Here is a 26,011-nt window from a genome sequence, read left to right on the forward strand (position 1 = left end):
ATAAAAAGCTAATTTGTTAGTGAAAGGAAACGAACGGTTCTGTCCTAAAACTGGAATCAATCGTTCGGAAAGATATGCTATGTACGTTGAAATGATCGACGAGACTGGACAGGTCTCTGAAGAAATAAAGAAACAAACCTTGGAGTTACTTGATTTTGCAGCGCAAAAACTTGGTAAGGAAGACAAGGAGATGGCAGTTACTTTTGTAACTAACGAACGTAGTCACGAATTGAATTTAGAGTATCGTGATACGGACCGCCCTACTGATGTCATTAGTTTGGAGTATAAGCCAGAGGTAGATATCACTTTTGATGAGGAAGATTTAGCGGAAAATCCAGAATTGGCTGAAATGATGGGAGAATTTGATAGTTATATCGGTGAACTCTTTATTTCCGTTGATAAGGCTCACGAACAGGCTGAAGAATATGGACATAGCTATGAGCGTGAGATGGGCTTCTTAGCTGTTCATGGCTTTCTTCACATCAATGGCTATGACCATTACACCCCTGAAGAAGAAGCGGAAATGTTTGGATTACAGGAAGAAATTTTAACTGCTTATGGACTTACGCGACAATAATCCACAGAAAAAGTGGAAAAATAGAGAATTTACAGCAAGTTTTGAGTTTGCTCTGACAGGTATAATTACGGCTATTAAAGAAGAACGTAACATGCGCAAGCATTTGGTTTCTGCTGTTTTAGTGGTACTAGCTGGCTTGATTTTTCGTGTTTCTGCGATAGAATGGCTTTTTCTCCTGCAGGCGGTTTTTCTAGTAATTGCTCTTGAAATTGTCAATTCTGCCATTGAAAATGTGGTTGATCTGGCTAGTAATTATCACTTTTCTATGTTAGCCAAAAATGCTAAAGACATGGCAGCGGGAGCTGTCCTTGTCGTATCTTGTTACGCACTCATCACTGGTATGATTGTTTTCATACCTAAAATTTGGAACTTAATTTTTAACTAGAACTAAAGAGAAAGAAAGTAAATGACATTTAAATCAGGTTTTGTGGCCATTCTTGGCCGTCCTAATGTAGGAAAATCTACCTTTTTGAACCATGTTATGGGGCAAAAAATTGCAATCATGAGCGATAAAGCTCAAACAACCCGTAATAAAATTATGGGAATTTACACAACAGACAAGGAACAGATTGTCTTTATCGATACACCGGGAATCCACAAGCCTAAGACGGCTTTAGGGGATTTCATGGTAGAATCTGCTTATTCAACCCTTCGTGAAGTGGATACGGTCCTTTTTATGGTTCCAGCCGATGAACCTCGTGGTAAGGGTGATGATATGATTATCGAACGCCTTAAGCAAGCCAAGGTACCCGTTATTTTGGTGGTTAATAAGATTGACAAGGTCCATCCCGACCAACTACTTGAGCAGATTGACGATTTCCGTACCCAAATGGATTTCAAGGAGATTATTCCAATCTCAGCCCTTCAAGGAAACAATGTCTCTCACCTTGTGGATGTTTTGAGTGACAATCTTGAAGAAGGTTTCCAATATTTTCCATCAGATCAGATTACAGATCACCCAGAACGTTTCTTGGTGTCTGAAATGATTCGTGAAAAAGTGCTACTCTTGACTCGTGAAGAAATTCCGCACTCAGTTGCTGTTGTTATTGATTCTATGAAGCGTGATGAAGAGACGGATAAGGTTCACATTCGTGCGACGATCATGGTTGAGCGTGATAGCCAAAAAGGTATTGTCATTGGTAAAAAAGGTGCCATGCTCAAGAAAATTGGTACCCTTGCTCGTAAAGATATTGAACTCATGCTTGGGGATAAGGTCTTTCTCGAAACTTGGGTTAAGGTTAAGAAAAATTGGCGTGATAAAAAACTTGATTTGGCCGATTTTGGTTATAATGAAAAAGAATATTGAGAAAAAGCTGGGCACTTGCTCGGCTTTCTTGCTAGAAGGAGGAGCAGATGCCTGAGTTACCTGAAGTAGAAACGGTTAGACGTGGTTTAGAAAGACTAGTCCTAGGGCGAACTATTTTATCGGTTGAGGTCAAGGTCCCAAAGATGGTAAAAACGTCCTATCAAAGCTTTCTAAACGAATTACCTGGTCAAAGGATTCAAGCCATGCGACGTAGGGGAAAGTATCTCATTTTTGATTTTGGTCAGTTGATTATGATTTCCCACTTGCGCATGGAGGGGAAATACCTACTGTTTACAGACCAGGTTCCTACCAACAAACACTTTCACTTATTTTTTAAGTTAGATGATGGCTCTACACTTGTCTATCAGGATGTTCGCAAGTTTGGGACTTTTGATTTACTATCTAAAAATCAAGAGGAAGCTTATTTTACGAAGAAAAAGCTTGGTCCTGAACCTACTAAGAAGGCCTTTAAATATGCATCGTTTGAGAGAGCTTTAATGCGTTCCGACAAGCCTATTAAGCCCTTACTCTTGGACCAGAAATTAGTGGCTGGACTAGGAAATATCTACGTTGATGAGGTACTTTGGGCAGCCAAGGTTCATCCAGAGACGCCGGCAAGGGAACTCAGCAAGGCAGCCATGAAACGAGTTCACGATCAAACGATTGCCATATTACAGTTGGGGATTGAAAAAGGTGGTTCCACTATAAGGACCTATCGTAATGCCCTCGGTGAAGACGGGACCATGCAGGATTATTTGCAGGTTTACGGAAAGACAGGGCAACCTTGTCCACGTTGCGCAAGCACGATTGAGAAAATCAAGTTAGGAGGAAGAGGAACGCATTTGTGTCCTCATTGTCAAAAACGATGATTATAGGATTAACAGGAGGCATTGCTTCAGGAAAATCAACCGTTGTTGAAATGATTAAAGAGGCAGGTTACAAGGTCATTGATGCCGATCAACTGGTGCACGACATGCAGACCAAAGGGGGCAGGTTGTATCAAGCCTTGCTTGATTGGTTGGGAGAGGCTATCCTTCTTTCTGATGGAGAATTAAATCGTCCTAAGTTAGGGCAATTAATCTTTTCAAGTGAAGAGATGCGGCATCAATCTGCTGAAATTCAGGGAAAAATTATCCGAGAAGAGTTGGCAGCCAAAAGAGATTGCTTGGCCAAGGAAGAGGACGTCTTTTTTATGGATATTCCCTTACTGATTGAAAATGATTATCAGGATTGGTTTGACCAGATTTGGTTGGTGGCGGTGTCTCCTGAGGTCCAGCGCCAACGCTTGATGAAAAGGAATCACTTAAGTGCTGAGGAAGCAGACATGCGTATTGCTAGTCAAATGCCTTTATCCGAAAAACTGCCGTATGCTAGTTTAGTTATTAATAACAACGGGAGCATTGATGATTTGAAGGAAAAGGTGAAGAGTGCCATCAAAGATTTAGCTAACCTCCTATAGTTAGTCATTGTGTTATAATGGATAGTGAATTTTAGAAAGAAGATGATGATTTGCGCCAAAAAGAGCTTAAAACCGCTGATTGGCAACGAAATCTTAAAATTGCTTGGATAGGAACTTTTTTTACTGGGGCTAGCTTTTCTATTGTCATGCCTTTCATGGCTCTCTATGTTGAAGAATTAGGGGTTAAAGGCGCTATGGTAGAATGGTATGCTGGTTTATCTGTCGCTCTGTCTGCCCTAGCTTCAGCCTTGGTTTCACCAGTTTGGGGACGCTTGGCGGACCGTTATGGCCGAAAACCTATGATGATAAGAGCCAGTATGGTCATGACCTTTACAATGGGAGGCTTAGCCTTTGTGCCTAATGTCTTCTGGATGCTTTTCTTGAGAATCTTGAATGGTTTGTTTGCAGGTTATGTGCCAAATGCAACAGCCTTGATTGCTAGTCAGGCTCCTCAGCAACGTTCTGGCTATGCCCTGGGGACCTTGTCCACGGGTCTCACGGCAGGTGTCTTGATTGGCCCTTTGCTAGGGGGTGCCTTATCTGAGGCCTTTGGAATGAGGGGGACCTTTTTATTGGTTGGACTCATTTTGTTTATTTGCTGCCTCTTGACTATCTTTGGTTTACGCGAGGACTTCCAACCGATTGAAAAGGGAGAGATGATGAGTCTTTCGCAAGTATTTGCTAAAATTCCAAGCAAATCACTTTTAATTGGGCTCTTTGTGACTAGTATGATTATCCAAATTTCTGCCCAATCAATTGCCCCGATCTTGGCGCTTTACATTCGTTATTTGGGTCAAAACGATAATATCCTCTTTTACTCAGGGTTAATTGTGTCCGCTATGGGCTTTTCAAGCCTTTTAAGCACTCCTTATTTAGGCCGACTGGGTGATCGCATTGGAAATCATCGTTTGCTCTTGATGGGGTTATTTTATAGTTTTCTCTTGTATTTCCTTTGTGGTTTTGCAGGTTCAGCCTTGCAACTGGGCCTTTTACGCTTTGCTTATGGCTTTGGTGTAGGTGCCCTGATGCCGAGTGTCAATTCCTTATTGACCAAGATGACCCCCAAAGAAGGAATTTCAAGAATCTTTAGTTTTAATCAAAGTTTTTCATACATTGGACAAGTTTTAGGTCCCTTTGTGGGTTCAGCAGTTGCTACAGGGCTAGGATATCGTTGGGTATTCTTTGTGACAGCAGCCATCGTCTTTGGAAATTTTGTTTGGTCCTTAATCATCTTTAGAAAATCGCTAGGAGTTAAGAATATAGGTGAGAGTTAAAATCAATTTAAAGTGTAGTGAGTGTGGGAGTATCAATTACCTCACAAGTAAAAATAAACAGAATCATCCTGAAAAAATTCAGGTTCCAAAATTCTGTCCAAAGGATAGAAAAGTAACCTTACATGTTGAATCTTAAAGGGTTCTATGGTAGAATAATAAGGACATTTTCGGAGGAATAACTATGTACGACTTATTATTAACGCTGCTCTTGGTGATGTCAGCTATTATTGTGATTGCGATTTTCATGCAGCCACAAAAAAACCCAAGTAGCAATGTCTTTGATGGTGGTGGGTCAGAAGCACTATTTGAACGTAGTAAACCACGTGGTTTCGAAGCCTTTATGCAACGCTTTACAGGAATCTTGGTTTTTCTATGGATTGTAGATGCAATCGTCCTTTCCATTCTCTCAAGTAAGTAATGAGCTGACTGAGGTTGGCTCATTTTTTGCGTTATAGTCAATAAATAAAAGAAAAGGAAATCATGAAAGAAACTATTATAAATTATTTGAAGGAGCATGGGAAATCCAGTGTAAACGACATTGCCCAGGCTCTTAATCATGCTGGGGGTGAAAAGTTCCCTCAGCTCATCAAGGCCATATCAGCCATGGAAAGTAAGGGGCAGTTGCGTTTTAACCGAGATGGCTCTGTATCCTTGCGTCCTAAGAAAGAAAATCCTAATCAGGTGACTGTTGAAGGTGTCTTCCGTGCCAATAAGAACGGCTTTGGTTTTTTGCATGTCGATGACAGTGAAGATGATATGTTCATCGGTCGTAATGATGTTGGCCATGCTATTGATGGTGATACTGTTGCCGTTGTCATCAAGAAGCCAGCAGACCGTTTACGAGGGACAGCAGCAGAAGCACGTGTTGTTGAAATTGTAGAACGTTCGCTTAAGACTGTTGTAGGGAAATTTATCCTTAGCGACGAGAAAGAACCCTATGCGGGTTACATTAAGTCTAAAAACCAAAAAATTCAGCAGCCAATTTATATCAAGAAAGAACCAGTTGCCCTAGATGGTACTGAAATTATTAAGGTTGATATCGAAAAATACCCTAACCGTCACTATGATTATTTCGTAGGAAGTGTTCGTGACATTATTGGTCATCAGGGGGATGCTGGTATTGATGTCTTGGAAGTCTTGGAATCAATGGATATTGTTTCAGAGTTTCCAGAGGATGTCATGGCTGAAGCAGAAGCTGTGCCAGATGCACCTAGTCAGGAAGACCTAGTTGGTCGTGTTGACCTTCGTCAAGAAGTGACCTTCACTATTGATGGAGCCGATGCCAAGGACTTGGACGATGCGGTCCATATTAAGCGTTTGCCAAATGGTAATTTTGAACTCGGTGTCCACATTGCCGATGTGTCCTACTATGTCACTGAAGGATCTGCCCTTAACCGTGAGGCCGTAGCACGTGGGACTTCGGTTTATGTGACAGACCGTGTGGTGCCAATGTTGCCGGAGCGTCTGTCAAATGGTATTTGTTCACTAAATCCCAATGTTGATCGTTTGACTCAGTCAGCCATTATGGAGATTACTCCAAAAGGTAAGGTGGTTAATCATAAGATTTGTCAATCTGTTATTAACACAACCTTCCGTATGACCTATAGCGATGTTAATGACATGTTGGCTGGAAATCCAGAAAAAATTGAGCAGTTTAAGCCAATCATGGATTCTGTATCAGCTATGGCAGAACTCCATAAGATTTTAGAAGACATGCGTGAGCGTCGTGGTGCCCTTAACTTTGATACGTCTGAAGCTCGTATCTTGGTTAATGAGAAAGGGATGCCAGTGGATATCGTGGTGCGTGAACGTGGAACAGCCGAGCGAATGATTGAATCCTTCATGTTGGCTGCCAATGAATGTGTAGCTGAGCACTTCGCTAAGGCTAAGTTGCCATTTATCTACCGTATCCACGAGGAACCTAAAGCCGAGAAATTGCAACGTTTCATGGATTATGCCTCTATCTTTGGTGTTCAAATCAAAGGAACTGCCAATAAGATGGATCAGCTAGACTTGCAAGAGTTCATGGCTCGAGTGCAGGGTAAACCTGGGGCGGAAGTTATGAACATGATGTTGCTTCGTTCAATGCAACAGGCCCGTTATTCAGAACACAACCACGGGCACTATGGCTTGGCAGCTCAATATTATACCCACTTTACTAGTCCAATCCGTCGTTACCCGGACCTCTTGGTTCACCGAATGATTCGTGAATACACCAACAATTTGTCTCAAGAAACACGTGAACATTTTGATGAGGTAATTCCTGAGTTAGCGTCATCATCTTCAACGCTTGAACGTCGTGCCATTGATGCTGAACGTGTCGTTGAAGCTATGAAAAAAGCAGAATACATGGAAGAGTATGTTGGACAAGAATTCGACGGTATTGTCGGAAGTGTGGTTAAATTCGGTATGTTTGTGGAATTGCCAAACACCATCGAAGGTTTGGTTCACATCACGACCTTGCCAGAATTTTACAATTACAATGAACGTACCATGACGCTTCAAGGAGAGAAAACAGGTAAGACTTTCCGTGTTGGACAACCTATCCGTGTCAAATTAACACGTGCGGACAAGGAAACTGGAGATATTGATTTTCAATACCTTCCAAGTGAGTATGATATCATCGAAAAAGTGGATCATAGGGCCCGTCAAGAACGTGAAGAAAAGGCTAAGGCCTTCCGTCACAGAGGCCCTCGTCGTGACCGTCAAAATGGGGATTTCAATCGTCGTGGTAAGGGTGGCGATAATCGTAACCGTCAAGATAATAATGGCCGTAAAGGGTCTTATGACGATAAACGTAAGTCATCTAAGAAGCCAGACAAACGTAAGAATCAAAACCGTCCTCATAATGATAATAAGGGACGTGAGAGTGGTCGTCGTAAGAAAAAAGGCAACAAACCTTTTTACAAGGATGTAGCTAAAAAACGAAAATAGGATGAGAATGGAGGGACTGCTATGCCAAAGGGTGAAGGCAATGTTGTTGCTCAGAATAAAAAGGCGAGACATGACTATAGTATCGTTGATACTATTGAAGCAGGAATCGTGCTAACAGGAACGGAAATTAAGTCTGTTCGTGCGGCTCGTATCCAGTTAAAAGATGGCTATGCCCAAATCAAAAATGGTGAGGCCTGGTTACTCAATGTCCATATTGCCCCTTTCGAACAAGGAAATATTTGGAATCAGGATCCAGACCGTATCCGAAAATTATTGCTTAAGAAAAAGCAAATCGTCAAACTTGCAAACGACCTTAAGGGAACAGGGATGACCTTGGTTCCTCTTAAGGTTTACCTAAAAAATGGTTTTGCCAAGGTCTTGCTTGGTATTGCCAAAGGGAAGCACGACTACGATAAACGTGAATCTATCAAACGCCGTGAACAAGAGCGTGATATCAAACGTGTTATTAAGAGCGTTAACCGTTAAGACAGCGATCATCTAGGACCATTCAAGTCTTAGATGATTTTTTGCTTTTTAGCTTTAAGAAATGATATAATGGGAATGCCGTATGGTCTTTTTGTTAGGGTGTCTTTTGATGAGCACCTAACGATAGACTTGATCTTATGTAAGGAGATTAGCGATGCCAGTAAATGCAAAAACAAAATACAAGGCAAAGAAAACTAAGATTGTTTTCTTTGATATTGATGACACGCTTCGTGTCAAAAAGACAGGTTACATACCTGAATCTATAAAAGCTGTTTTCAAGGGTCTTAAAGATAAAGGAATCTTGACAGGGATTGCGACAGGACGTGGCTATTATGGTGTGGTTGAGGAAATTCGTGACCTAGAGCCAGATTATTTTGTAACCATTAATGGAACCTATGTGATTAACCGTAAAGGCGATGAAATCTACAATCATCCCCTTCCACGTGAGATTACAGAAGCCTTCGTTGCATGGTGCAAAGAGATTGGGATTGCCTGGGGGTTTGCAGGTAAGGATAAGCCAGTTGTTTCAGAGCGTTCAGATTTGATTGATAATGCTATGAAACCAGTCTATGGTCTTTGTGATGTGGAGCCAGACTTTCACTTGTCGAATGATGTTTACCATATGTGGACTTTTGCGGAAAATGATGGTGACCTTGAATTACCTGAAGAACTGGCATCCCATGTCCGTATGGTACCTTGGCACGAACACTCATCAGATGTGGTGGCCAATGGTATCTCAAAAGCTTCTGGTGTTGGTCATGTCTTGGAACATGAAAATCTCAAACCAGAAAATGCTATGATGTTTGGTGATGGTCCAAATGATATGGAAATCTTTGACTATGTTGGTCTTAAGATTGCCATGGGTAATGCCACACCAGAACTGAAAGAAAAAGCAGATTACGTTACAGGAACAGTAGAAGAAGATGGCATTTTCCATGCCTTGGAGGAACTCGGATTGGTAGAAAAAGAACTTCATTTCCCACAACTTGACTTGGATTCAGTAGAAGGGCCAGTCGCAACGATTAAAACAAATCACGGCGATTTGGTCATCAAACTTTTCCCTGACCATGCGCCACTAACCGTTACTAACTTTGTCAATTTGGCTAAAAGTGGTTACTATGATGGTGTGATTTTCCACCGTATCATCAAGAATTTTATGATTCAAGGTGGTGACCCAACTGGTACTGGTATGGGTGGCGAATCGAGCTTCGGTGGTAGCTTCCAGGATGAATTCTCTAAAGAACTCTACAACCTTCGTGGGGCGCTCTCTATGGCCAATGCTGGACCAGATACTAATGGTAGTCAATTCTTTATCGTTCAAACACCAGAAATCCCATATTCAAAAAAAGAATTGGAGCGAGGTGGTTGGCCAGCACCAATCGCTGAAGCTTATGCTGAAAATGGGGGAACACCTCACCTTGATCATCGCCACACAGTTTTTGGTCAATTGGTAGATGAAGCTTCTTATAAGGTACTTGATGAGATTGCGAGTGTCGAAGTTGGGGCTCAAGATAAGCCACTTGAAGATGTTGTCATTGAAACAGTTGAGGTAGCAGACTAAGATGAAAATTGGAGACAAGCTTAAGGGTGTTATCACAGGCATCAAGCCTTACGGAGCCTTTGTTTCCTTGGAAAATGGTACCACAGGCTTGATTCACATCTCAGAGATTAAGACAGGTTATATTGACAACATCTACAATACCCTAAAGGTAGACCAGGATGTCTTGGTTCAGGTCGTTGACTTTGATGAGTTTACACAAAAGGCCAGTCTTTCTTTGAGAACACTTGAGGAAGAAAAAAATAAAATTCCTCATCGCCACCGTTTCTCAGATAGTCGATTGAACTATGGTTTTAAGCCCTTAGCTGCAGCCATGCCAGAATGGATTGAAGAAGGCCTTGACTATCTTCGACAAGAGCATGAGGAGAAATAGCAAAAGCTGACTCACGATGAGTCAGCTTTTTATATGGCTTTTGAATTTGAGTGCAAACGAAAAGGTCCTCAACTTAATTGAAGACCCTTGTGTTTTCATTAAACATCAAAATAGAGCAATTCTTTTGGTGTGTGTGTGAAGACTTCAAAGCCGTCTTTTGTAACATAACCACAGTCCTCGATACGGACACCGACTCTTTCAGGAATATAGATACCAGGTTCCACAGAGAAGCACATGCCTTCTTCGATGACCAAGTCATTGCCATCCATGATGGAAGGAAATTCGTGGACATCCATACCAAGACCGTGTCCCAGACGGTGATTGAAGTATTCACCGTAACCAGCCTTTTCAATAACCTGACGAGCAGCAGCATCAATTTCACTGGCTGTTACACCTGGTTTGATAAAATCAAGGGCTGTCAATTGAGCTTCCAAACAGATATTGTAGATATCTTTCTTGAATTGGTCGGGTTGACCGACAGCTACGGTACGAGTCATATCTGAGACGTAGCCTTGACTGACAACACCCAAGTCAAAGAGAAGAAGGCTGTTGTTTTCAATACGGTTAGTTCCCGGAATACCATGAGGGTTTGCGGCATTATTACCTGTAAGAACCATGGTTTCAAAGGACATTTGATTAATACCGATTTTTTTCATACCAAATTCAATTTGGGCAATGATGTCAGTTTCAGTCACATCAAGAGAAATATTGTCGAAACCGATATTTACAGCTTTATCTGCATAATCTCCAGCGCCAATCATTTTTTGAATTTCATCAGCTGACTTGATGACACGCATTTTTTGGATGAATGGTGTCAAGTTTTCAAAACGTCCGTCAAAGACAGTTTGCAACCCTTGGAATTTAGTCACATTTAAATTGTCAAACTCCGCATAGATAACAGGACTATCTGTGCTTGCTAGACCAGCCTTGATTTTTTGCCAAGGATTTTCAGAGTCTACATAACCAAAGACTGGGAAGTCGAGAACAGCAGAAGCTCGTGCTACTTCAAGAGCAGGAACAAAAAGCGCAGGCTCGCGGTTTTCATAGACAAAGAGGAACATTTGACGTTCATGGGGGTCACAATCAAAACCAGTAAGATAATTGACGGTAACAGGGTCTGAAACAATGGCTAGACCCGCTTTATGTTCATACAGAAAATGACGAATGCGATCAAGTTTAGACATAAAAAAACTCCTTTGTATTTCTTACATTCATTCTGTCACTTTTGCAGGGAAAATTCAAGTTGTTTTTGGCTTTTCATTAAATCATTTTCTTTCATAAAAGCATTTTAATGGTTTTCTCTGTAAGCTTGGAATCGCAATGAAAAAGCTAACGGAAAACATTATTTTTTGAAATGGCTTACTTCATTATGGTTGAGAAGAGGCAAACCCTTTCATTTTTTTGTAAAAAATCAGTCAAAATAATTGAAAGTGTTTTCAAAATTTGCTACAATTATCTTGGATAAGTGAGCGTTATGTTAGAAAGGATGTGTTTTTATGAATACTGATGAAACGATTACTATTTACGATGTTGCCCGCGAAGCTGGTGTGTCTATGGCAACGGTCTCTCGTGTTGTAAATGGAAATAAAAATGTAAAAGAAAACACTCGAAAAAAAGTGCTCGAAGTCATTGATCGCCTGGATTATCGTCCAAATGCGGTTGCGCGTGGCTTGGCGAGTAAGAAAACTACTACTGTAGGAGTTGTCATCCCAAATATTGCTAATAGTTATTTTGCTACTTTAGCAAGGGGGATTGATGATATTGCAACCATGTACAAGTACAATATTGTTCTTGCATCTAGTGATGAAAATGACGATCATGAAGTTGCAGTCATTAATTCTCTATTTGCTAAACAAGTGGATGGTATCATTTTCATGGGGCATCATCTGACAGAAAAAATCCGTGCAGAATTCTCTCGTACTCGTGCACCAATCGTTTTAGCAGGTACAGTTGACCTTGAAAATCAATTACCAAGTGTTAACATTGATTATAAGGCTTCCGTTGAAGATGCTATTACACAGCTTGCTAAAAACAATGAAAAGGTTGCCTTTGTATCAGGACCACTGATTGATGATATTAATGGTAAGCTTCGTTTGGTTGGTTATAAGGCAGGACTTGAAAAAAATAATATGCGCTACAACGAGGGACTTGTCTTCGAAGCTAAGTATAGCTACAAAGATGGTTTTGATTTGGCACAACGTGTCTTGAATTCTGGAGCTACGGCTGCCTATGTGGGAGAAGACGAATTGGCTGCAGGCCTCCTAAATGGTCTCTTTGCAGCAGGTAAATCGGTTCCTGAAGATTTTGAAATCATTACCAGCAATGATTCACCGATTACAAGTTACACCCGTCCAAATCTGACAAGTATCAGTCTCCCTCTCTATGATTTAGGGGCAGTTAGCATGCGTATGTTGACTAAAATTATGAATAAGGAAGAACTAGAAGAAAAAGACGTTATTCTGAATCACGGTCTTACCTTACGTCAGTCAACGAAATAAAAAAGGTGTTGGGGCATGATTTTGTCTCAACTTTTCCTTTGAAAAAAGGAGGAATAATGACTTTTGAGGATGCCTATTTTAAGAAGAAACGGTTAAACCCTGATAGCCTGGAGGCCTTCGGATTTAGGACCGCTGATAAAGGATGGGAATTAAGAAAGCCACTCATTGACCAAGAACTTGAAGCTAGACTACTCATTGATGAAGAAGGTAATCTAAGAGGACAGGTTCTAGACATTGACCTTAATGAGCCTTATGATACCTTTCGTAGTCCCCAAGCAAGGGGAACCTATGTGGGTCAAGTCAGACAAGCCTATGGAGCCCTCCTTTCGCAAGTGGCTGAATCCTGCTATGAGGATCAATTGTTCTCATCCCCACAGGCTAATCGTCTGGCAAACTTCTTGACTCAAGAATTTTCGGACCAGGCAGATCATCCATTTGAGAAATATCCAGACTATCTTTCATATCGAATTGCTGGTAAGTGGTACGCCTTGCTATTTCCTCTCAAAGGAGGGAAACTAGGGCTTGATAGTGAAAAGGCAGACCAGATTTATGATGTGGTTAATCTCAAGGTTGACCCCAAAGATATGGAACAACTCATGAAAATGGAAGGAATTTTTCCTAGTTATCACATGTCTAAGAAAAGTTGGATTAGTCTTGTCTTAGATGAAACGCTACCAGATGAAACGGTTTTTAAGCTTGTTGCTAGGAGTCGTTCCCTAGTGGCTCCTAAACATCTTCGCAAAACTTCAGAGCCTCACTATTGGCTTATACCAGCTAATCTGAAATATTATGATATTGGAGCGGAATTTTCAGCAAATAAGGAGATTCTGTGGACCCAGAAAGCGAGTATGCAAAAGGGAGATTTCGTTGCCATCTATATTACGGCACCTACCAAGGCTATCCGTTATCTCTGTCAAGTCTTGGAGGCTAATATACCCAATCAGGGTTACCGTGAGGAGGAGAGTATTAAGGCATTGATGCGAATCAAACTGTTGCACATTTTTATGGATAAGGACTTTAACAGTGAGATTTTAAAGAACTTTGGAATTAAAACAGTTCGAGGACCACGCCATATGACGGATGAACTGGTCCAAGCTATGTCTCCTTACTTGAAAGGAAAATGAAAGGAGAAAATCATGCGAATTTTGATTGCACCTGATTCATTTAAGGAAAGTTTATCGGCAAAAGAGGTTGCCCTAGCTCTTAAATCTGGCTTTTCGAAAGCCTTGCCTGATGCCGAATTTGACCTTGTCCCTATTGGTGACGGTGGTGAAGGAACCTTGGATGCTCTTGTTGAAAATTTAAATCTTGAAAAGAGAAGGATTAGGCTTCCCCATGCCTATACGAGTGATGGTTCGGTCACCTATGCTAGTGATGGACAGACTGCTATCTTTGAGATGGCCGAAATTTGTGGCTTGGAACAAATTCCTAAGGAAAAACGAAATCCTCTCAGTCTGACAACACAGGGGGTAGGTGAACTGATCGTTCATCTGGTTCAGTCTGGCATACGTGATATTATTATAGGTGTAGGAGGCTCCGCTACCAATGATGGTGGTATTGGAATGGCCTACGGATTGGGCTATCGCTTTTATGACTCTGAAGGGCAGAGTGTTGAGCCTCTAGGTGCTAATCTTAGCCTTATCAAAAGGGTATCGTCGCAAGGCAAGATTGATTTGTCAGCCACGACCATTCGTCTAATCACTGACGTAGATAACCCTTTGTGTGGACTAAATGGGGCCACCTATATTTTTGGTGGGCAAAAGGGGTTAGATCCTTTGCAATTTGAAAGGGTTGATCAGTCTATGAAACAATTCTACAAGGCCTTTGCTCCTGAAGTCTTACATCTTACTGGTTCAGGTGCCGGAGGAGGTATGGCTGCAGGTTTAGTGGCCTTTGCTGGTGCTGAAATTAAATCAGGTATTGACTTTGTACTTGATTGTGTTAATTTTAACCAACGGGTTAAGTCAGCCGATTTGGTCATCGTAGGAGAAGGGCGTATGGACAGACAGTCTCTATCTGGTAAGGCACCAGTTGGTGTAGCTAAACGAACACCATCAGGTATCCCTGTCATCGCAATCTGTGGTAGTCTGAAAGATGACTTACCGGATTTTCCAGTAGCTGGGATTTCAGCTGCATTCCCTATTATTGGACAAGTAGCAGCTTTAGACCAAGTCCTAGCTTCAGCCAAGGAGAATCTCTATCGAACAGGACTCAATATTGGCAACCTCATCAAGTTGAGTCAAACCTTGTGACATAAGAAAAAAGCCGACCTTGTGTCAGCTTTTATTTTCCAAAAAGTTTAGCAAAAAATCCTTTTTTGGTAATAGCTTGCTCTGTTTTTTGAGGAGCAAGAATATCGGGATGAATCTCCGAGAAGAGGACCTTATCAAGATTTTCTGCCTTATCACTATGCACGATGATTCCATATGGTGAGTGTGCTTTGGCTTCATCCACAATAGTAGCGGAAATATTGAGTGCTTGAGCAGTTTTAATATAGGTGAATTGTGTCTGGTCGGCTAGATTGGGTGAAAGCTTGAGACTTAGATGAGGGTAAGCTAATGAAAGATCTTTTAAAATCTTTGGAAACTCCTCCATTACAGTTTTCTTTTCAGCATTTTCCAATAGAATAGCTAAGACGACACGTTCTGCATAGGTTCCAAAATAGTGACGTAATTCATCAGGTTTTAAGCGCTTCTCACCACTAGCGCATTGGAGCACCTTTTTTTCAAGTGAAGTCATAGAGTTCTCCTGTTTGTTTTCTTGCTAGTATTATACAATATTTTGAATTCCTTTTCATCAAGATCTTTTTCTGATATTTTCAAAATTAATTGAAAATATTAAAAAATAGAAAATCGCTAGAAAATTCTGGTTTTAATTTGCTTAACCCTTGATATTGTGGTACTATAAAGGTGTAAAAAAATTTAACTCATAAGGAGAGTATTGTAATGTCAATTATTACTGATGTTTACGCTCGCGAAGTCCTTGACTCACGCGGTAACCCAACACTTGAAGTAGAAGTTTACACTGAATCTGGTGCATTCGGACGCGGTATGGTTCCTTCAGGAGCTTCAACTGGTGAACACGAAGCAGTAGAACTTCGTGATGGTGACAAAGCTCGTTACGGTGGTCTTGGTACTCAAAAAGCAGTTGATAACGTAAACAACGTTATTGCTGAACACATCATCGGATTCGACGTACGTGATCAACAAGGTATTGACCGCGCCATGATCGCTCTTGACGGTACTCCAAACAAAGGTAAACTTGGTGCCAACGCTATTCTTGGTGTGTCTATCGCTGTAGCACGCGCAGCTGCTGACTACCTTGAAGTTCCACTTTACAGCTACCTTGGCGGATTCAACACTAAAGTTCTTCCAACTCCAATGATGAACATCATCAACGGTGGTTCTCACTCAGATGCTCCAATCGCTTTCCAAGAATTCATGATTGTACCTGCTGGTGCACCAACATTCAAAGAAGCCCTTCGTTGGGGTGCTGAAATCTTCCACACTCTTAAGAAAATCCTTAAAGAACGTGGTCTTGAAACAGCCGTAGGTGACGAAGGTGGTTTCGCACCAGCATTTGACGGTACTGAAGATGCTGTTGAAACTATCATCAAAGCTATCGAAACTGCTGGTTACAAACCAGGTGAAGATGTATTCCTTGGTTTCGACTGTGCATCATCTGAGTTCTACGAAAACGGTGTATATGACTACACTAAATTCGAAGGTGAAGGTGGAGCTAAACGTACTGCCGCAGAACAAATCGATTACATCGAAGAATTGGTTAACAAATACCCAATTATCACAATCGAAGATGCTATGGATGAAAACGACTGGGACGGTTGGAAAGCTCTTACTGAACGTCTTGGTGGTAAAGTTCAATTGGTTGGTGACGACTTCTTCGTAACTAACACAGCTTACCTTGAAAAAGGTATTGCAGAACACGCTGCTAACTCAATCCTTATCAAAGTTAACCAAATCGGTACTTTGACTGAAACTTTCGACGCTATTGAAATGGCGAAAGAAGCTGGATACACTGCAGTAGTATCACACCGTTCAGGTGAAACTGAAGATTCAACAATCGCTGACATCGCAGTTGCAACTAACGCTGGTCAAATCAAGACAGGTTCATTGTCACGTACTGACCGTATTGCTAAATACAATCAATTGCTTCGTATCGAAGATCAACTTGGTGAAGTTGCAGAATACCGTGGTTTGAAATCATTCTACAACTTGAAAAAATAAAACGTTGATTTAACAGCGTTTCTAAGAACTCTAGGTTAAACCTAGGGTTCTTTTTTGCTATCTGAGGGTCAAGAAAGGGGCAAGGTTGACAACTCATAAAACGTCAGATATCCAACACTTTTCAATAAGTCTTCTGAATAAAAAAATCCCCTCAACCCTAATGTGATTGAGGGGATTTAGGCTTAGAATAAGCCTTTAATCTTGTCTAAAGCACCACTAATCATTTCATTCCCAGAAACAAGAGCTTTTGCTTGGTCGAAGTACTCGCCTAAATTATCTTTATTGTCCTCGACAAATGTTTTGGCAGCTTCGAAATCTTTTTTCTCGATCATTTCTTTCACTTGGTTAAATAATTCCAATGGATTCATGTCTGTTCTCCTCTAAAAGTTTTCTTATAAATCCTATTTAATCATGCTTGTAGAAAACTAGCAAGAAATATGTTTGAGGGGATTATCTAAAGAATCAGCATTTCATCTAAGTGTTGGTAAACTAAAAAAGGCAGTCCCAATTGGACTGCCTTAATGGCCTATTCTTGTACAGTGGATGAGCTTTGTTCGGAAGAACTAGAACTTGAACCAGAATTTTCGGGTTCTGTTGGGTGAAGCTCTTTGTAAGATGGTGTCTTGAATAGGTCAGCTGTTGAGTGATTGCCTTTTTCTTTATAAAGGCTAGTCGATTTGTCTTTCAGTTTTTTATTGATTTCTCTTAGTTGTTCCATTTGTTTGGTATAAGAGATGGTGCTTGGGTCAGTATGTTTTAAGCCATTAGGTGTGTAGAAACGAAGGAGGTCACCGGTCTGGACAGCGTCACTCATAGAAAGCTGAGTTGCCACTGCCTTTCGAATGGCTTCGTTGTTTTTCCTTGTCGTCTCATCAGGATTGGTGATTTCCTCACCTGTTTGAGTGTTATAAAGTCTACCAGAATAGCTAGTGTATTGAGGAGTCACATACTGTCCAGATGTTCTAAATGCGACGGTTTGCTTATTATCAGGTGATAAGAGGTCTTGCCCCATCTGAATGTATGAGCTAGTGTCGACACCGAGAATATGAAGAAGTGTTGGTAGGGCATCCACTTCGCCACCAAAGTTGTTAGAGATGCCACCACCGGTATATCCAGGAATATGGATCATATAAGGGACACGTTGAAGCATGGCTTTGTCATAGTTAGACCATGTTTCAGAATTTTTTCCAAGAAGATCAGCTAGATTACTGCTTCGTGTATCAGAGATACCGTAGTGGTCACCGTACATCACAATAATGGAGTTATCATAAAGACCAGTAGCCTTGAGGTAATCGAAGAAGTCCTTGACAGCTGAGTCAAGGTAGTTAGCTGTTGCAAAATATCCGTTAACGGTTTCATCTTTTGTTTCAGCAAGTGGGAAACCTTGTTCCTTTTCATCGCCTGACAAGGAAGTGTATGGGTAATGGTTAGATACGGTTAGGTATTTAACGTAGAAAGGTTGTTGCATTTGTTCCAAGTATTTGATAGAACCTGGGAACATATACTTATCGTTTAGGCCATATTGGAAGGAGTTTTCCTCGGTTTTCTCAGTGAAGGCTGAGGAATCGAAGAAATAGTTATAACCCCACTGTTTGTAGGTGTTATTTCGATTCCAGAAGGAACCGGTGTTTCCATGGAATACAGCGGATGTATAACCACCTGTTTGAGCAAGAATAGATGGAGCAGCATAGGCAGTGTTTGTACCACCATAGTTTACCATATACGACCCTGTACTTAGTCCAAAGAGAGACGTTTCCATCAAGGTTTCGGCATCAGAGGTTTTCCCTGACTTGACTTGGTGGAAGAAGTTTGAAAAGGCAAGGGTCTCGTTTGAATGATAAATGGAATTGAGGAATGGGGTAACTTCATAAGACTTACCATCGACTTGGAGCTTGTAATCAATCAGGAACTGTTGGAAGCTTTCCAAGTGAATGACAATGACATTTTTTCCCTTGGCAATTCCGAAATACTTAGGATCTGGTGCAGCGTAGTGTTCTTTGACATAGGCTTGAACCTTTTTCATATCCTCCGCTGTTGCAGAAGAACGAGCTTGCGAAGCCTGATAAGTCAGGTTACCAGAATAAGCGGTAAAGAAGGGAATACCCATTGCACGAACAATATAGTTGTTTGAGAAACCACGTGTTAGCAACTCACCCCGGTTAACTTCTGCTAAGAAAAGGTTAACCGATAGAAGGAGTGTCGCCAGTGCTGTAACGGCAAAACTAGCTCGTTTATTAAAGGGTTTACTGTCTGTTTGGAGTTTCTTTCTGAAACCAGCGTAAATGAAGAAAGGAATATCAATTAAGTAAAAGATATAACTTGGTTCAAAAAGGTTCTTGGCTGAGTCCCCAAGTCCTGCTGCTGAGCTGGAGCTCGCTAGTATGGTATTTACCGTGATGAAGTCCGTAAACTCTCCAAAGTAGACCACATTGGCAATGAGCAGAAGGTTAAGGATGACATAAATAGCAATCGTGATGCTATAAAAGAATCGTCGTTTCTTAAAGTAAAGCCCCAATCCTAGAAGCATTAACCCTAGCGGAATGGGATTAATCAGCGAAAGCATAACCTGATACTTGCTTTCCAACTCAAGATTAATATTGACGTAATAAGCGAATATGGTTTTTAGCCAGTAGAAAAAGAGCAACAAGAGGATGAATCCAAGTCTTGATGACACTCCTTTCCAAAAGGCGTCAATTAATTTTTTCAAAGCAATACTTCCTTTGATTCTATATTATCCTAACTATTATACCAAATAACAAAATGACTCTCAAAAATTTACTGCCATCTGGTGTGATATTCCTTGACATATAATTGGTAAAATCTAGTTATGAAACAGAAATACGAGGATTTTTTTGGTATAATAGTAATATGAGTATATTGACGGTAAGTCCCATTGCGGAGAAAAAAATCAAACAAGGAAAGCAATTGCTTTTAGCTGAAGATTTTCCAAATGTAAGTGAAAACAATCAGTTGATTTATCTTTATAACCAGTCTAAGACTTTTTTAGGAACGGGCTATTTGTCTAGCCAAAATAAAGGTATAGGTTGGTTTCTCTCTAATAAAAAGCAAAAATTGACTCTGGCTTATTTTCAGAGGCTTTTTGAACAGGCTAAGCTTAAACGCCAGACTTACTATGACAATGAGTTGACGACGGCTTTTCGTCTCTTTAATCAAGATGGAGATGACTTTGGTGGCCTCACCATTGATTTATATGGAGATTATGCCCTCTTTTCATGGTACAATGCCTTTGTTTATTCCTTGAAGGATGTTATTGTAGAGGCTTTTCAAACGGTCTTTCCTGAGGTTTTGGGAGGCTATGAAAAAATCCGTTTTAAGGGTCTTGATTTTGAATCGGACCATCTTTTTGGAAAAGAGGCGACTGATACTTTTACCATTTTGGAAAATGGAGTAACTTATGAAGTTTTCCTCAACGATGGGTTGATGACAGGGATTTTCCTTGATCAGCATGAAGTTCGCGATGGTTTAGTTAATGGTTTGGCTCTTGGCAAATCTGTCTTAAATATGTTTTCTTATACGGCAGCTTTTTCAGTTGCTGCTGCTATGGGAGGTGCAATTGAGACCACTTCAGTCGATTTAGCAAAGCGGTCACGTGAATTGTCCACAGCACATTTTAAGGCTAATGGTTTTAGTATGGACAATCATCGCCTCGTCGTAATGGATGTTTTTGATTATTTCAAATATGCCAAGAAAAAAGGTTTGACCTATGATCTTATCGTTATTGATCCACCAAGTTTTGCTCGTAACAAGAAACGCACCTTCTCAGCAAGTAAGGATTATCATAAGTTGATTGCGCAGAGTCTTGATATCCTGACAGAGCGTGGAACAATCATCGCAAGTACTAATGCAGCTAATATGACTGTGCAACAGTTTAAAAAGCAACTGCGTAAGGGTCTGGGTGATGTTTCGGCGGATTTTGTTAACCTGCAACAATTGCCAGCGGATTTCACCGTCAATCCTAATGATCCGGCATCAAACTATTTGAAAGTATATACAATAAGGGTAAATAAATGAAAATTGTAGTTCCAATTATGCCTACTAGCTTAGAGGAGGCACAAGCGCTTGAATTGTCTCGTTTTGCTGGGGCAGATATTATTGAATGGCGTGCAGATTTTTTGGATAAGGATAGTATTTTAACGGTTGCACCGGCCATTTTCGAGAAATTTGCCGGTTTTGAAATTATCTTTACCATTCGTACAACACGTGAAGGTGGAAACATTGAATTGACCGATGCAGAGTATGTGGCGCTTATCAATGATGTGTCTGCTATCTATTCGCCAGACTATATTGATTTTGAGTACTTTACACACAAGGAGGTCTTTGATCAGATGCTTGGGTATTCAAATTTGGTGTTGTCTTATCATAATTTCAACGAGACCCCAGAAAATCTTATGGAGCTCCTGTCTGAAATGACGAATTTGACGCCACGAGTCGTTAAAGTGGCTGTTATGCCACAACATGAGCAAGATGTTCTTGACCTTCTGAATTTCACACGTGGTTTTAAGGCCTACAATCCTAATCAGGAGTTTGCTACCATGTCAATGGGTAAACTTGGTCGTTTGTCTCGCTTGGCGGGTGATTTGGTAGGGTCATCATGGACCTTTGCTAGTCTTGATAATGCCAGTGCACCGGGCCAAGTTAGTTTGGCAGATATGCGAAAGGTTATGGAGGTTTTGAATGCAGATTGATGGATATACACGCTTAGCTGCTGTCGTTGCCAATCCAATCAAACATTCCATTTCTCCTTTTATTCATAATTTAGCTTTTGAAAAGACACAAGTGAATGGTGTCTATCTTGCTTGGGAAATTCCAGAGTCAGATCTGGCTGAGACTGTTGAAAATATTAGACGTTATGATATGTTCGGTATCAATCTGTCTATGCCCTATAAGCAGAAGGTTATTTCTTTTTTGGATGAGCTTAGTCCTGCAGCACAATTGATTGGTGCGGTTAATACGGTTGTTAATCGTGATGGCCATTTGATTGGTCATAATACAGATGGTTTTGGTTTTTTTGCCAGCCTCAAGAATTTCAGTCCTAAAGGTGCTCATCTAATGATTTTGGGTGCTGGTGGAGCAGCTAAGGCTATTGTGACGCAAGCTGTTCTTGACGGTGCCAAAAAGGTCAGTATCTATGTTCGTCCCCAGTCATTGGATAAGGCAAAAAACAGTTTTAAGACCTTGATGGACCAAACGGATGGTCACTTGGAATTTCATGCTTTAAGTGATGTTGACTATTTTCAAGAAGAACTAGGCAAGGCCGATTTATTGGTGAATGCGACAAGTGTAGGTATGGATGGAAAATCCTTGCCAATCGCCAAAGATACTATATTTCCTAAGGGGCTTTTGATTGCGGATATTATTTATCAGCCTTTTGAAACGCCTTTCTTGGCCTTGGCTAGACAACAGGGGCTGGAAGCCGTAAATGGTTTGGGCATGTTACTGCATCAAGCAGCAGGTGCCTTTAAACTATGGACGGGTAAGGACATGCCAACAGATGCTATTTGGCAGGAATTAGAAAAGATATACAATAGCTAGGAGGGGACAGCGATGAAACTAGAGGTAAATTTAACACATAACCCTTATGACATTATCATTGAAAAGGGAGCTCTTAAGATGGTAGGTCAATGGGTCAAGTCACTTTGGGAACCACAAAAGATTGCGCTTATTACAGACAACCATGTGGGTGGTTTATACGCTGAAAGAGTTAAGCTTAGCTTGGAGCATGAGGGCTTTGAGGTTGTCGTTTTTGATTTCCTAGAAGGTGAAGCAAGTAAAAATCTTAGGACTGCTAACAAGGCTTATGAATTTTTGATTAAGAATGGCATGACACGTAGTGATGGGATTGTCGCTCTTGGTGGTGGCGTTGTTGGCGACCTAGCAGGATTTGTCGCTTCAACTTATATGCGTGGGATTCATTTTGTTCAGGTCCCAACTAGTCTAACTGCCCAGGTGGATTCATCTATTGGTGGTAAGACAGGTGTGAACACGCCTTTCGCTAAGAATATTGTGGGAACCTTTGCTCAGCCTGATGGGGTCTTGATTGATCCTAATGTCCTTGAGACACTTGGTAAACGTGAATTGATTGAAGGTATGGGTGAGGTTGTCAAATACGGTTTGATTGACGATCCTGAACTTTGGCACCTCCTTGAGAGCATTGATGGTTCGGTTCACAGTATTTTAGAAAACTCAGAAACTATCATTTACCGTTCATGTAATGCGAAGCGTAAAATTGTCGTTGAAGACGAGTTTGAAGGTGGGGTTCGTATGTACCTTAACTTTGGTCATACGATTGGGCACGCTGTTGAACAAACCGCTGGTTACGGTAAGGTCATGCATGGTGAAGCGGTGGCTATCGGAATGGTTCAGATTTCACGTGTGGCTGAGGAAAAAGGACTAATGCCTCAGGGTATCACTCGTCAAATTGCCGAGATGTGTGCCAAATTTGGTTTGCCAGTGGATTATGAGCCATGGCGTGTTGAGGAGCTCTATACTGCTCTCACACATGATAAAAAGGCTCGTGGTAATAGTATTAAGACTGTTATCGTTCCAGAAATCGGTAAGGCAGCTATCAATCAGATTCCTTTGGTTGAAATGAAAGAATACTTGGAGAAATAAATGAGATATTTAACAGCAGGTGAGTCTCACGGACCACGTCTAACAGCAATCATCGAGGGTGTTCCAGCTGGTCTTCCCTTGACGGCTGAAGATATCAATGGTGATTTGAAACGCCGCCAAGGTGGTTATGGTCGTGGTGGCCGTATGAAAATTGAGTCTGATAAGGTTGAAATCACTTCTGGTGTTCGTCATGGGAAAACTACAGGGGCTCCAATTACCCTCCATGTCATCAATAAGGACCATCAAAAATGGTTGGATATCATGGCTGTGGAAGACATTGAGGACCGTTTGAAAACCAAACGTAAAATCACTCACCCACGTCCTGGTCATGCTGACTTGGTTGGTGGTATGAAATACCGTTTCGATGATTTACGTAATTCTTTGGAGCGTTCTAGTGCGCGTGAAACAACTATGCGTGTGGCGGTTGGTGCTGTCGCTAAACGTATCTTGGCTGAGCTTGATATTGAAATTGCCAACCATGTGGTAGTCTTTGGTGGTAAGGAAATTGATGTGCCTGAGAATTTGACGGTCGCTCAAATCAGGAAATTGGCTCAACAGTCAGAAATTTCAGTTGTTAACCAAGAGCGTGAACAAGAAATTAAAGATTACATTGACCAAATCAAAAAAGAAGGTGATACCATTGGTGGTGTCGTTGAAACGGTCGTTGGTGGTGTTCCTGTAGGACTTGGTTCTTATGTGCAATGGGATACAAAACTTGATGCCAAGATTGCCCAAGCAGTTGTTTCCATCAATGCCTTCAAGGGTGTCGAGTTTGGTCTTGGTTTCAAGGATGGCTACCTCAAGGGTTCTCAAGTCATGGATGAGATTCTCTGGAATGAAGAAGACGGCTATACGCGTCGAACCAACAATCTTGGTGGGTTTGAAGGTGGTATGACCAATGGCCAACCAATTGTAGTCCGTGGGGTTATGAAGCCAATTCCAACCCTCTACAAGCCATTGATGTCTGTGGATATCGAAACTCACGAGCCATATAAGGCAACTGTTGAACGTTCAGATCCTACGGCCTTACCGGCAGCGGGTGTCGTTATGGAATCGGTGGTTGCTACAGTTGTAGCCAATGAAATCTTGGAAAAATTTTCTTCTGATAATTTGGAAGAATTGAAAGAAGCGGTGGCACGTCACCGTGATTATGTGAAAAACTTTTAAGCAGCATCAATGAAAAGATGGGAGTAGTAATGAGTAAGAAAACGATTTATATCGCAGGCTTGGGTCTGATTGGAGGTTCTTTGGGTCTCGGAATTAAAAGAGATCATCCTGATTATGAGATTCTTGGATATAATCGCTCTGACTATTCTCGAAATATTGCGCTGGAGCGTGGGATTGTTGACCGAGCAACAAATGATTTCAAGGAGTTTGCTCCGTTGGCGGATGTGATTATCTTGGCTGTGCCTATCAAGCAAACGGTGTCCTACTTGAAAGAGTTGGCTAACTTGAACTTGAAAGATAATGTCATCATCACAGACGCCGGCTCAACCAAGCTTGATATTGTTGAGGCAGCTGAGCATTTCCTAGCAGGAAAAAATGTTCAATTTGTCGGTTCCCATCCTATGGCTGGTTCTCACAAATCAGGTGCCATTGCGGCCGATGTGACCCTTTTTGAGAATGCTTATTACATTTTCACACCGACACGTTTAACTAAAGAGACAACCATTCCTGAACTGAAGGACATTTTGTCTGGGCTGAAGTCACGTTATGTTGAGATTGATGCAGCTGAACACGATCGTGTAACCAGTCAAATCAGTCATTTTCCACATCTCTTAGCCTCAGGTCTCATGGAACAGGCGGCTGATTATGCTCAGGGTCATGAGATGACCAATCACTTTGCGGCAGGGGGCTTCCGAGATATGACTCGTATTGCAGAGAGTGAACCTGGTATGTGGGCTTCCATTCTCATGACTAATGGGCCTGCCGTTTTGGATCGTATTGAAGATTTCAAAAAGCGTTTGGACCATGTGGCTGATTTGATTAAGGCTGAGGATGAGAATGCTATTTGGGAGTTCTTTGACAACGGTCGCAAGAAACGCAAAGAGATGGAAATCCACAAAAAGGGTGGCGTGGAAAGTGCCTTCGATATTTTTGTGGATGTGCCTGACCGTGAGGACGTTATCCTCAGCATTATGGAATTGTTGCGGGGAACGTCTTTGGTTAACCTTCGTATCAATGAAGAAAATCGTGAAGATATTCACGGTATCCTTCAAATTACTTTTAAAAATGAAAAAGATCGCACGCATGCTAAGACTGTTATTGAAGCCAATACAGACTATCATGTGGTGATCGCCTAGGAGAATACAATGACAAATATTTATGATTTAGCAAATGAGTTGGAACGTGGCATTCGTGCCCTTCCTGAGTACAAAACTTTGGTAGAGAAAAAAGAAGCCATTGCAGCTGATGCTGAAGCTAGTGCGCTTTTCAAAGAGTTCACTGACTTCCAAGAGGATTTCTATGCCAAAATGCAAGCTGGCAAAATGCCAACGGCTGAAGAACAAGCAGCTGTTCAAGAACTCGGACAAAAAGTGGAAGCTAATGCCCTTTTGAAAGAATACTTGGCTGCACAACAAGGTTTGTCAGTTTATTTGAATGATATTGAAGGTATCATCTTCAAACCTTTGCAAGAATTGAATAGTTAATAAGTGAAGCTTTGTCGA

At 41.3% G+C, this 26,011-nt stretch carries 27 protein-coding genes; 23 read left to right on the forward strand and 4 right to left on the reverse strand.

Features of this window, described 5'->3' with window-relative positions; all coding sequences use genetic code 11:
- The first annotated feature begins 79 nt into the window (after positions 1-79).
- The 12 genes from ybeY (at position 80) to HMPREF0848_RS01345 (ending at position 9,967) form a co-directional block, all read left to right on the forward strand.
- Entirely contained in the window at positions 80-577 is a 498-nt protein-coding gene (ybeY, locus tag HMPREF0848_RS01295; protein ID WP_002889029.1) for an rRNA maturation RNase YbeY, read from the forward strand.
- On the forward strand, positions 558-962 hold the full coding sequence (locus tag HMPREF0848_RS01300; protein ID WP_002889028.1) for a diacylglycerol kinase family protein: 405 nt from the start codon (positions 558-560) through the stop codon (positions 960-962). The genes ybeY and HMPREF0848_RS01300 overlap by 20 nt, the downstream gene beginning before the upstream one ends.
- Before the next feature lie 21 nt (positions 963-983).
- Positions 984-1,883: a GTPase Era gene (gene era / locus HMPREF0848_RS01305; protein ID WP_008534103.1), complete on the forward strand. Its 900-nt coding sequence runs from the start codon at positions 984-986 to the stop codon at positions 1,881-1,883.
- A gap of 47 nt (positions 1,884-1,930) precedes the next feature.
- The gene (mutM, locus tag HMPREF0848_RS01310; RefSeq protein WP_008534104.1) at positions 1,931-2,752 is read left to right on the forward strand and encodes a DNA-formamidopyrimidine glycosylase; all 822 of its coding nucleotides are present in this window, start codon (positions 1,931-1,933) and stop codon (positions 2,750-2,752) included.
- Positions 2,749-3,342, forward strand: coding sequence for a dephospho-CoA kinase (gene coaE, locus HMPREF0848_RS01315; RefSeq protein ID WP_008534105.1), 594 nt, complete (start codon positions 2,749-2,751; stop codon positions 3,340-3,342). The genes mutM and coaE overlap by 4 nt, the downstream gene beginning before the upstream one ends.
- Before the next feature lie 98 nt (positions 3,343-3,440).
- Positions 3,441-4,616, forward strand: coding sequence for a multidrug efflux MFS transporter (locus HMPREF0848_RS01320; protein WP_286643458.1), 1,176 nt, complete (start codon positions 3,441-3,443; stop codon positions 4,614-4,616).
- Positions 4,606-4,752 carry a 50S ribosomal protein L33 gene (gene rpmG, locus HMPREF0848_RS10325; protein ID WP_002890443.1) on the forward strand — a complete coding sequence of 49 codons (147 nt, stop codon included), beginning with the start codon at positions 4,606-4,608 and terminating at the stop codon, positions 4,750-4,752. Before HMPREF0848_RS01320 ends, rpmG begins: the two co-directional genes overlap by 11 nt.
- Positions 4,753-4,797: 45 nt before the next feature.
- The gene (gene secG, locus HMPREF0848_RS01325; protein ID WP_002889016.1) at positions 4,798-5,034 is read left to right on the forward strand and encodes a preprotein translocase subunit SecG; all 237 of its coding nucleotides are present in this window, start codon (positions 4,798-4,800) and stop codon (positions 5,032-5,034) included.
- A 62-nt stretch (positions 5,035-5,096) separates the two neighbouring features.
- On the forward strand, positions 5,097-7,550 hold the full coding sequence (gene rnr, locus HMPREF0848_RS01330; protein WP_008534109.1) for a ribonuclease R: 2,454 nt from the start codon (positions 5,097-5,099) through the stop codon (positions 7,548-7,550).
- Positions 7,551-7,571: 21 nt separating this feature from the next.
- Positions 7,572-8,036, forward strand: coding sequence for an SsrA-binding protein SmpB (gene smpB / locus HMPREF0848_RS01335; RefSeq protein ID WP_008534110.1), 465 nt, complete (start codon positions 7,572-7,574; stop codon positions 8,034-8,036).
- Positions 8,037-8,190: 154 nt separating this feature from the next.
- On the forward strand, positions 8,191-9,597 hold the full coding sequence (locus tag HMPREF0848_RS01340; protein WP_008534112.1) for a Cof-type HAD-IIB family hydrolase: 1,407 nt from the start codon (positions 8,191-8,193) through the stop codon (positions 9,595-9,597).
- 1 nt (position 9,598) lies between these two features.
- Positions 9,599-9,967: a S1 RNA-binding domain-containing protein gene (locus HMPREF0848_RS01345; RefSeq protein ID WP_008534113.1), complete on the forward strand. Its 369-nt coding sequence runs from the start codon at positions 9,599-9,601 to the stop codon at positions 9,965-9,967.
- Positions 9,968-10,065: 98 nt separating this feature from the next.
- Here HMPREF0848_RS01345 and HMPREF0848_RS01350 read toward each other — a convergent pair whose 3' ends face one another.
- The gene (locus tag HMPREF0848_RS01350) at positions 10,066-11,151 is read right to left on the reverse strand and encodes a M24 family metallopeptidase (protein ID WP_002889007.1); all 1,086 of its coding nucleotides are present in this window, start codon (positions 11,149-11,151) and stop codon (positions 10,066-10,068) included.
- A gap of 312 nt (positions 11,152-11,463) precedes the next feature.
- Here HMPREF0848_RS01350 and ccpA point away from each other — a divergent pair, with 312 nt between their 5' ends.
- Genes ccpA through HMPREF0848_RS01365 form a run of 3 tightly spaced genes read left to right on the forward strand, consistent with a single transcriptional unit; the run spans position 11,464 to position 14,717 of the window.
- Positions 11,464-12,465, forward strand: coding sequence for a catabolite control protein A (gene ccpA / locus HMPREF0848_RS01355; protein ID WP_008534115.1), 1,002 nt, complete (start codon positions 11,464-11,466; stop codon positions 12,463-12,465).
- A 56-nt stretch (positions 12,466-12,521) separates the two neighbouring features.
- Positions 12,522-13,589 carry an MmcQ/YjbR family DNA-binding protein gene (locus tag HMPREF0848_RS01360; RefSeq protein ID WP_037608752.1) on the forward strand — a complete coding sequence of 356 codons (1,068 nt, stop codon included), beginning with the start codon at positions 12,522-12,524 and terminating at the stop codon, positions 13,587-13,589.
- A gap of 12 nt (positions 13,590-13,601) precedes the next feature.
- The gene (locus tag HMPREF0848_RS01365) at positions 13,602-14,717 is read left to right on the forward strand and encodes a glycerate kinase (RefSeq protein ID WP_008534120.1); all 1,116 of its coding nucleotides are present in this window, start codon (positions 13,602-13,604) and stop codon (positions 14,715-14,717) included.
- Between the two features lie 31 nt (positions 14,718-14,748).
- Here HMPREF0848_RS01365 and HMPREF0848_RS01370 read toward each other — a convergent pair whose 3' ends face one another.
- On the reverse strand, positions 14,749-15,204 hold the full coding sequence (locus HMPREF0848_RS01370) for a YueI family protein (protein WP_008534121.1): 456 nt from the start codon (positions 15,202-15,204) through the stop codon (positions 14,749-14,751).
- Between the two features lie 206 nt (positions 15,205-15,410).
- On the opposite strand from HMPREF0848_RS01370, the gene eno reads away from it, so the two are divergent.
- On the forward strand, positions 15,411-16,709 hold the full coding sequence (eno, locus tag HMPREF0848_RS01375) for a surface-displayed alpha-enolase (RefSeq protein ID WP_002889001.1): 1,299 nt from the start codon (positions 15,411-15,413) through the stop codon (positions 16,707-16,709).
- A gap of 182 nt (positions 16,710-16,891) precedes the next feature.
- Here eno and HMPREF0848_RS01380 read toward each other — a convergent pair whose 3' ends face one another.
- Together HMPREF0848_RS01380 and HMPREF0848_RS01385 are read right to left on the reverse strand one after the other, a co-directional pair.
- A complete protein-coding gene (locus HMPREF0848_RS01380; protein ID WP_008534122.1) occupies positions 16,892-17,077 on the reverse strand; it encodes a hypothetical protein in 186 nt (61 codons plus the stop codon).
- A gap of 158 nt (positions 17,078-17,235) precedes the next feature.
- Positions 17,236-19,416, reverse strand: a complete 2,181-nt coding sequence (locus HMPREF0848_RS01385) for an LTA synthase family protein (RefSeq protein WP_037608754.1) — start codon at positions 19,414-19,416, stop codon at positions 17,236-17,238.
- 161 nt (positions 19,417-19,577) lie between these two features.
- Here HMPREF0848_RS01385 and HMPREF0848_RS01390 point away from each other — a divergent pair, with 161 nt between their 5' ends.
- From HMPREF0848_RS01390 to HMPREF0848_RS01420, 7 genes are read left to right on the forward strand one after another with little or no spacing between them, the layout of a single operon-like run.
- Entirely contained in the window at positions 19,578-20,741 is a 1,164-nt protein-coding gene (locus tag HMPREF0848_RS01390) for a class I SAM-dependent rRNA methyltransferase (RefSeq protein WP_037608756.1), read from the forward strand.
- Positions 20,738-21,415 (forward strand): type I 3-dehydroquinate dehydratase, encoded by a 678-nt coding sequence (gene aroD, locus HMPREF0848_RS01395; RefSeq protein WP_008534125.1) that lies wholly within the window; start codon positions 20,738-20,740, stop codon positions 21,413-21,415. Before HMPREF0848_RS01390 ends, aroD begins: the two co-directional genes overlap by 4 nt.
- A complete protein-coding gene (locus tag HMPREF0848_RS01400; protein ID WP_008534126.1) occupies positions 21,405-22,262 on the forward strand; it encodes a shikimate dehydrogenase in 858 nt (285 codons plus the stop codon). Before aroD ends, HMPREF0848_RS01400 begins: the two co-directional genes overlap by 11 nt.
- 12 nt (positions 22,263-22,274) lie before the next feature.
- Complete coding sequence (gene aroB, locus HMPREF0848_RS01405) at positions 22,275-23,342, forward strand: 3-dehydroquinate synthase (protein WP_008534128.1); 1,068 nt, start codon at positions 22,275-22,277, stop codon at positions 23,340-23,342.
- Positions 23,343-24,509, forward strand: coding sequence for a chorismate synthase (aroC, locus tag HMPREF0848_RS01410; protein ID WP_008534130.1), 1,167 nt, complete (start codon positions 23,343-23,345; stop codon positions 24,507-24,509). It abuts the gene before it with no gap.
- 29 nt (positions 24,510-24,538) lie between these two features.
- A complete protein-coding gene (locus HMPREF0848_RS01415; protein WP_008534131.1) occupies positions 24,539-25,645 on the forward strand; it encodes a prephenate dehydrogenase in 1,107 nt (368 codons plus the stop codon).
- A gap of 9 nt (positions 25,646-25,654) precedes the next feature.
- Positions 25,655-25,993, forward strand: coding sequence for a YlbF/YmcA family competence regulator (locus HMPREF0848_RS01420; protein WP_008534133.1), 339 nt, complete (start codon positions 25,655-25,657; stop codon positions 25,991-25,993).
- Positions 25,994-26,011 lie beyond the last annotated feature (18 nt).

It is taken from the genome of Streptococcus sp. C150, from assembly GCF_000187445.1.
GTDB lineage: Bacteria > Bacillota > Bacilli > Lactobacillales > Streptococcaceae > Streptococcus > Streptococcus raffinosi.

What these genes read in the sequence shown, in the direction of transcription:
- HMPREF0848_RS01345 (WP_008534113.1), top strand. Translation starts at nt 9,599, where the DNA reads ATGAAAATTGGAGACAAGCTTAAGGGTGTTATCACAGGCATCAAGCCT.
- eno (WP_002889001.1), top strand. Translation starts at nt 15,411, where the DNA reads ATGTCAATTATTACTGATGTTTACGCTCGCGAAGTCCTTGACTCACGC.
- HMPREF0848_RS01390 (WP_037608756.1), top strand. Translation starts at nt 19,578, where the DNA reads ATGAGTATATTGACGGTAAGTCCCATTGCGGAGAAAAAAATCAAACAA.
- HMPREF0848_RS01400 (WP_008534126.1), top strand. Translation starts at nt 21,405, where the DNA reads ATGCAGATTGATGGATATACACGCTTAGCTGCTGTCGTTGCCAATCCA.
- HMPREF0848_RS01360 (WP_037608752.1), top strand. Translation starts at nt 12,522, where the DNA reads ATGACTTTTGAGGATGCCTATTTTAAGAAGAAACGGTTAAACCCTGAT.
- ybeY (WP_002889029.1), top strand. Translation starts at nt 80, where the DNA reads ATGTACGTTGAAATGATCGACGAGACTGGACAGGTCTCTGAAGAAATA.
- HMPREF0848_RS01370 (WP_008534121.1), bottom strand. Translation starts at nt 15,204, where the DNA reads ATGACTTCACTTGAAAAAAAGGTGCTCCAATGCGCTAGTGGTGAGAAG.
- HMPREF0848_RS01350 (WP_002889007.1), bottom strand. Translation starts at nt 11,151, where the DNA reads ATGTCTAAACTTGATCGCATTCGTCATTTTCTGTATGAACATAAAGCG.
- HMPREF0848_RS01300 (WP_002889028.1), top strand. Translation starts at nt 558, where the DNA reads ATGGACTTACGCGACAATAATCCACAGAAAAAGTGGAAAAATAGAGAA.
- aroB (WP_008534128.1), top strand. Translation starts at nt 22,275, where the DNA reads ATGAAACTAGAGGTAAATTTAACACATAACCCTTATGACATTATCATT.
- HMPREF0848_RS01365 (WP_008534120.1), top strand. Translation starts at nt 13,602, where the DNA reads ATGCGAATTTTGATTGCACCTGATTCATTTAAGGAAAGTTTATCGGCA.
- secG (WP_002889016.1), top strand. Translation starts at nt 4,798, where the DNA reads ATGTACGACTTATTATTAACGCTGCTCTTGGTGATGTCAGCTATTATT.
- aroD (WP_008534125.1), top strand. Translation starts at nt 20,738, where the DNA reads ATGAAAATTGTAGTTCCAATTATGCCTACTAGCTTAGAGGAGGCACAA.
- smpB (WP_008534110.1), top strand. Translation starts at nt 7,572, where the DNA reads ATGCCAAAGGGTGAAGGCAATGTTGTTGCTCAGAATAAAAAGGCGAGA.
- HMPREF0848_RS01420 (WP_008534133.1), top strand. Translation starts at nt 25,655, where the DNA reads ATGACAAATATTTATGATTTAGCAAATGAGTTGGAACGTGGCATTCGT.
- era (WP_008534103.1), top strand. Translation starts at nt 984, where the DNA reads ATGACATTTAAATCAGGTTTTGTGGCCATTCTTGGCCGTCCTAATGTA.
- HMPREF0848_RS01415 (WP_008534131.1), top strand. Translation starts at nt 24,539, where the DNA reads ATGAGTAAGAAAACGATTTATATCGCAGGCTTGGGTCTGATTGGAGGT.
- aroC (WP_008534130.1), top strand. Translation starts at nt 23,343, where the DNA reads ATGAGATATTTAACAGCAGGTGAGTCTCACGGACCACGTCTAACAGCA.
- HMPREF0848_RS01340 (WP_008534112.1), top strand. Translation starts at nt 8,191, where the DNA reads ATGCCAGTAAATGCAAAAACAAAATACAAGGCAAAGAAAACTAAGATT.
- ccpA (WP_008534115.1), top strand. Translation starts at nt 11,464, where the DNA reads ATGAATACTGATGAAACGATTACTATTTACGATGTTGCCCGCGAAGCT.
- HMPREF0848_RS01380 (WP_008534122.1), bottom strand. Translation starts at nt 17,077, where the DNA reads ATGAATCCATTGGAATTATTTAACCAAGTGAAAGAAATGATCGAGAAA.
- rnr (WP_008534109.1), top strand. Translation starts at nt 5,097, where the DNA reads ATGAAAGAAACTATTATAAATTATTTGAAGGAGCATGGGAAATCCAGT.
- mutM (WP_008534104.1), top strand. Translation starts at nt 1,931, where the DNA reads ATGCCTGAGTTACCTGAAGTAGAAACGGTTAGACGTGGTTTAGAAAGA.
- coaE (WP_008534105.1), top strand. Translation starts at nt 2,749, where the DNA reads ATGATTATAGGATTAACAGGAGGCATTGCTTCAGGAAAATCAACCGTT.